The following is a 229-nucleotide window of genomic DNA, read 5'->3' as shown; positions in this document are numbered from 1 at the left end:
CCGCATCGGATACCATTGGCCTGGAGCAGAACTATCGCTCGACCAACAATATTCTGAAAGCGGCGAACACTCTGATCGCCAACAACAATGGCCGCCCCGGTAAAGAGCTGTGGACCGACGGCAGCGATGGCGAAAAGATCTCACTCTACTGCGCATTCAACGAGCTGGATGGAGCGCGCTTTGTGGTCAATCGCATCAAAAGCTGGCACGAGAACGGCAATGCGCTGCA

At 55.5% G+C, this 229-nt stretch carries 1 protein-coding gene; it reads left to right on the top strand.

Annotated features, from left to right (window positions below; genetic code table 11):
* Positions 1 to 229: 3'-5' exonuclease (locus KVT28_RS27480; RefSeq protein ID WP_305801856.1), on the top strand; the 229-nt coding region annotated here is incomplete at both ends.

Source organism: Pantoea sp. GbtcB22 (assembly GCF_019091025.1).
GTDB lineage: Bacteria > Pseudomonadota > Gammaproteobacteria > Enterobacterales > Enterobacteriaceae > Pantoea > Pantoea leporis.
This window is presented reverse-complemented; position numbering and strand designations above follow the sequence as displayed.